The organism is Moraxella bovis, from assembly GCF_002014975.1.
Taxonomy (GTDB): Bacteria; Pseudomonadota; Gammaproteobacteria; order Pseudomonadales; family Moraxellaceae; genus Moraxella; species Moraxella bovis.
The window spans coordinates 1-5,499 of record NZ_MUXV01000068.1; the positions used below are offsets into that span (position 1 = coordinate 1).

General features: G+C 39.0%; 6 protein-coding genes. All 6 read left to right on the forward strand.

Annotated features, from left to right (window positions below; genetic code table 11):
• A partial coding sequence (locus tag B0182_RS14440; RefSeq protein WP_158079713.1) for a hypothetical protein occupies nucleotides 1-399 on the forward strand: 399 nt, incomplete at its 5' end.
• 64 nt (nucleotides 400-463) lie between these two features.
• Nucleotides 464-1,123 carry a hypothetical protein gene (locus B0182_RS12740; RefSeq protein WP_078275276.1) on the forward strand — a complete coding sequence of 220 codons (660 nt, stop codon included), beginning with the start codon at nucleotides 464-466 and terminating at the stop codon, nucleotides 1,121-1,123.
• A 71-nt stretch (nucleotides 1,124-1,194) separates the two neighbouring features.
• Complete coding sequence (locus tag B0182_RS12745) at nucleotides 1,195-1,377, forward strand: hypothetical protein (RefSeq protein ID WP_078275277.1); 183 nt, start codon at nucleotides 1,195-1,197, stop codon at nucleotides 1,375-1,377.
• A complete protein-coding gene (locus B0182_RS12750) occupies nucleotides 1,377-1,835 on the forward strand; it encodes a hypothetical protein (RefSeq protein WP_078275278.1) in 459 nt (152 codons plus the stop codon). The genes B0182_RS12745 and B0182_RS12750 overlap by 1 nt, the downstream gene beginning before the upstream one ends.
• A 149-nt stretch (nucleotides 1,836-1,984) precedes the next feature.
• The gene (tssH, locus tag B0182_RS12755) at nucleotides 1,985-4,636 is read left to right on the forward strand and encodes a type VI secretion system ATPase TssH (RefSeq protein ID WP_078275279.1); all 2,652 of its coding nucleotides are present in this window, start codon (nucleotides 1,985-1,987) and stop codon (nucleotides 4,634-4,636) included.
• Nucleotides 4,627-5,484 (forward strand): PAAR domain-containing protein, encoded by an 858-nt coding sequence (locus B0182_RS14665; protein WP_208624052.1) that lies wholly within the window; start codon nucleotides 4,627-4,629, stop codon nucleotides 5,482-5,484. The genes tssH and B0182_RS14665 overlap by 10 nt, the downstream gene beginning before the upstream one ends.
• Nucleotides 5,485-5,499: the final 15 nt, after the last annotated feature.

Below are 5,499 nucleotides of genomic sequence, written 5' to 3' on the forward strand. Positions count from 1 at the left end.
CTAAGTCGTTGGGTTGTAAAAGAAGGTATTAGTCATATTATGCATTTTAAGGAATTAAATAGTTATCTTAGTATTGATAGAAATAATGAAGTGGTTTACCGTTTAACATATCTCTCGTCAGATGATGAAAATACCAAAAAACACAATTTAACCAATCATGACAAAATGGCAATGATAGAAACCATTAATTTGGTTGTTCAAGACCATCAAAAATCCCAAGAAATATTAGACGAACTGTATAAAAGATATTTAGGTCAGTTAGAGCTTGTTGTTGATGGGTATATCTCTGTTTTTTTAGAGCATGATGGGAAATATTTTTCTTTAAGGGGTATTAACACTCATTATCATCCCATAGAAAGATGTAACTTTCAAGAAATATATGCCTTAACCATTCTTTAAATGGCAATGGAACATCCTCCGTGCCGACAGAAGCCTAACCATCCCCAAAGAATAAGGAATTACAATGAAGTATTTATCATTTGTTGCACTTTTTGCACTATTAAATTCAGTTTATGCTAAGCCCTATCTACCAGCTGAGTATTATGACCCTATAACATGTCAGTTGATAGATGTTAATAAAAATACACAGCAGTCACAAGAGGTAATACATCAACATGAGCCATATGTTGGCATACCCCTTAACAGAAATAAAAAACTCATTTCTTACGATAAATTTATGAATTCATTAGAGGTTTCATTGGGAGAATACATATCAGATAGAAGTCGTTGGGCAGAAAGAGAGGGGATTGATAATTCTCTCGTACTGAATGAATTAAATGGCATTTTAAAAATAATCAGAGACAACCGTGATATTTACAATGTCTCTTACTCAACACTAGATTTAAAAAATATACTCAAAAAAGGTTATCATATAAATAATAATGAAATGTTAGCTATGCTAGAAGTTATCAATATATTTATCGACGACAAAGAAAAATCCAGCGAATTACTTGAAGAACTTTATGAGAGATATATAGGGCAAATAAGTATGATAGAACAAGGTAGTGTTATGGCTTTTTTGGAGTATGATGGAATGTATTTTTCTATGAGTGGTACAAAAATTGCATTTCACCCACTAGAACAATGTAATGGTAGCTATTTATATGGAATTTACATTGAATAAATAAATTCAGGCAATGGAACATCCTCTTTACTGGCAGAAGCCTCACCGCCCCCAAAGACCAAGGAGTCATCATGAAATACTTTATCGCCACGCTATTTGCTCTTATCCATACAACTGCCTTTTCGGCACCACCTTATGAGTCAGCAGATTATTATAGCGAAAAACATTGCACTCCTAAGCATACATTTGAATATGACTATATACCGCCTCCACCTGTATACATAGGCATCCCTATGACAGAAAAGTTAAACTGATGTCTTTTGATGAGTTTTTATCTCGTTTTGAAGTATCTTTGGATAAACATACAGACGATCTAAGTCGTTGGGTTGTAAAAGAAGGTATTAGTCATATTATGCATTTTAAGGAATTAAATAGTTATCTTAGTATTGATAGAAATAATGAAGTGGTTTACCGTTTAACATATCTCTCGTCAGATGATGAAAATACCAAAAAACACAATTTAACCAATCATGACAAAATGGCAATGATAGAAACCATTAATTTGGTTGTTCAAGACCATCAAAAATCCCAAGAAATATTAGACGAACTGTATAAAAGATATTTAGGTCAGTTAGAGCTTGTTGTTGATGGGTATATCTCTGTTTTTTTAGAGCATGATGGGAAATATTTTTCTTTAAGGGGTATTAACACTCATTATCATCCTATAAAAAGATGTAATTTTAAAGTAGTGTATGCCTTATCTATTCTTTAAATGGCAATGGCACATCCTCCGTACTGGCAGAAGTTCAATGACACCAAACATCCATCATTTGCTTCCACCACAATTATGATTTGGTTGTGGACTTTTGGTGAGATATTTTGTTATGATATTGCTTTTAAGCCACCAAACAAGGAACCGATATGTCTCAAATCAACCGCTCTGCTTTATTTGCCAAACTAAATACATCACTATATAAGAGCCTTGAAAGTGCTTTTATGTTTGCCAAGTTGCGTGAAAATAGGTATGTTGAACTCTCCCATTGGATATATCAAATATTACAAATGGACGATACGGATTTACGATTCATAGAGGGTCATTTTGAACTAAATCACGACTATCTAATAAGCGACATTGCAAACCACTTAAAAACCCTAAAAACAGGCTATGAACAGGTCAGTGACTTCTCTGATGACGTCATGACACTCATTGAAGAGTCATGGCTGTACGTCTCCATAAACTTTAATCAAACACGCATCACCACAGGTCATCTTATTTACACACTGTTAGAATCCAACCAGTTTAAACACCAACTTCTTAGAATCAGTTCCGAATTTGGCAAAATCAATACTCAAAAGCTGTATGACGACTACAACCAAATATGCCAACATTCCATTGAAAAACCCACAGCTCAGGAAGTCTCCTTGTCACCCAGTGACCCAACGGGGCAATCTGCCTTGGCACGTTTTGGCACCAATCTTACCGAGCAGGCACGACAAGAGAAGTTAGACCCCGTTACAGGCAGGGATAACGAAATCCGCCAAATGGTGGATATACTCTCTCGCAAAAAGCAGAACAACCCATTATTGACTGGTGAGGCTGGTGTAGGAAAGACTGCTGTCGTTGAAGGTCTTGCTCTAAAAATTGCTCAAGGCGATGTGCCAAACCACCTAAGAGAAGTTGAAATCATCTTACTTGATATCGGTGCACTCAAGGCAGGAGCAAGTGTCTCTGGTGAGTTTGAAAATCGCCTAAAAGCAGTTATCAAAGAAGTCCACCAAAGTCCCAAGCCTATCATCTTGTTCATTGATGAGATTCATACATTAGTGGGTGCTGGCGGTGCTGCAGGTACAGGCGATGCCGCCAATCTTTTAAAACCCGCTTTGGCAAGAGGCGAGCTTCGCACCATTGGTGCAACCACATGGTCAGAATACAAAAAATATTTTGAAAAAGACCCCGCACTTACCCGAAGATTTCAAGTCATTCAAGTGCCAGAACCCAACCAAAAAGTGGCAACTGATATGCTAAGGGGCTTGGTGGACAGACTAGAATCCCATCATCAGGTACTCATCTTAGAAGATGCCGTGCAAACTGCTGTCAAATTCTCAGCTCGCTATATTCCTGCACGACAATTGCCAGACAAAGCTATTAGCATTCTTGATACCGCTTGTGCTAGGGTTGCCGTCAGCTTAAACAGCACCCCCCTGTCTATCACCACCAAAGAAGAAAGCATAAAATCCATCGAACAGCAGATTCACCAGCTTCAAAAACAACAAGAATCAGGCTACCTAACCGATGGCGATGTCATTGCACAAAAACAGCAACAAATCCAAGCCATACAGTCAGAGTTGGATGTTATCAATGCACAATATCAAGACCAAAAACAACTTGTCGAGGCACTTCATGCAATCAGAGCATCCATAACCTCATCGGATGATGATAAACCAGAAGAAATAAAAGCCCTCAAGGCAGAGCAACAAGCACTTATCACAAAACTTCAGACCATACAAAAACAAGAGACATTGGTTCATCCTGTGGTAGATTCTCATCTCATCGCTCAAATCATTGCTGAATGGACAGGCATTCCCATTGGAAAAATGATGGATGATGAAGTGCAAAAAATCCTTCATTTATCAGAAACGCTCAACCAACGAATCATCGGTCAGCCTCATGCAACTGATATGATAGCCAAACGCATACAGACCGCCAGAGCCAATCTAGACAACCCCAACAAACCGATTGGCGTCTTTATGCTAACAGGACCCTCTGGCGTGGGCAAAACCGAAACCGCCCTCGCACTGGCAGACATCATGTATGGCGGTGAACAAAACCTCATTACCATCAACATGAGTGAATACCAAGAACCTCATACCGTCTCCACGCTTAAAGGTGCCCCTCCAGGATATGTCGGCTATGGTGAAGGTGGCGTACTGACTGAAGCCGTTCGCAGACGTCCTTATAGTGTTGTCCTGCTAGATGAGATAGAAAAGGCTCATCCCGATGTTTATGAGATTTTCTTTCAGGTCTTTGATAAAGGATTTATGGAAGATGGCGAGGGTCGCTATATTGACTTCAAAAACACCATCATCATCCTAACCACCAATGTCGGCTCAGAGCTTACCCTAACTTTATGTCAAGACGAGCTTCTAAAACCCGATATAGAAGGACTGGCTACGGCATTAAGAGAGCCTCTATTGCAGACTTTTCCGGCGGCACTTTTGGGTAGAATCCAAAACATTCCCTACTACCCACTCAATCACGAGATGATGTCACACATCATCACCCTGCAACTAAACAAAGTCATCAAACGCATGCAGGATAATCATAACATCACATTAAGCCATGATGATGCCGTCATCACCCTCATCGCCAACCGCTGTCAAGAAATAGAGTCAGGCGGTCGTATGATTGATGCCATCATCACCAATCACATCCTGCCCATGATAAGTCATGAGATACTTTTATCTATCGGCAATCCTAGTCCCATAAGAAACATGACATTGACCGTTGTTGATAATGAATTTAAACTTACCATTGATAGACACACTCAACATGAAGACATCCCATGCCCCTAACCCGTTACTACATCCTAGAAAACGACACCACCACAGCAGGCGGTATCGTCCAGACAACCACCAATCCCATTGTCTTTAATGTAGATGGCAAAAAGCAAAGCTGTATCGGCGATGATGTCTGGTGTTCTGCTTGTCAATCAATGGGCAAAATTGTACCAACAGGTCCAAGATTGTCTTTTTCTTTGGGTGGAGCAATGCCTGCTTTAAATGATGATTTGTGTCTATGCAAATGCACTCCACCACCAAAACTTGTGCATTCACAGACAAGTTTTAAAGAGATTATTGATGATAATAGACTTGCCCAATATCGCCAAGCACAAGCACAGTATCGCCAAGCAAAATTACAAAACAATCTAACCAGCACCAAGGCTAACGATAACTTGCCAAACTTTACCGTGCATTTTAGAAGACCTGATGATTATCAAGGGAGGTATGGGTTTGATTGGTTAAGAGATGAGTATATTTATCCTTTGGTTGAGGTTAATAGCAAAAAACAGCGATTATTTCAAGGGTTGGATATTAAAAACTTAATTGGCGAATATCGCAAATTTAAAACGCAATCCATAAAAGAATTGGATAATATAGACAATCCAAACTATACCCCTACTTGGCTAACCCTATTTGCCCCGACCAATTCTGTTGGTGTTAGTCAAGTCTCATTAAAGTTGCGTATAGATTCAGATGAAACCAATCCGCAATCTTTAACCGATAATGGTATAGCCTTATCTTTTGAGTGTAGTCAAGGACTGCAGATAGCCACACCTACACTATCATTGGGTCAAGCTTTATCACAAATGACCAAACAACAAATCCATTTTGATGATACCATTCTTATTCAAGAAGCTTGAATTATCAAACCAACT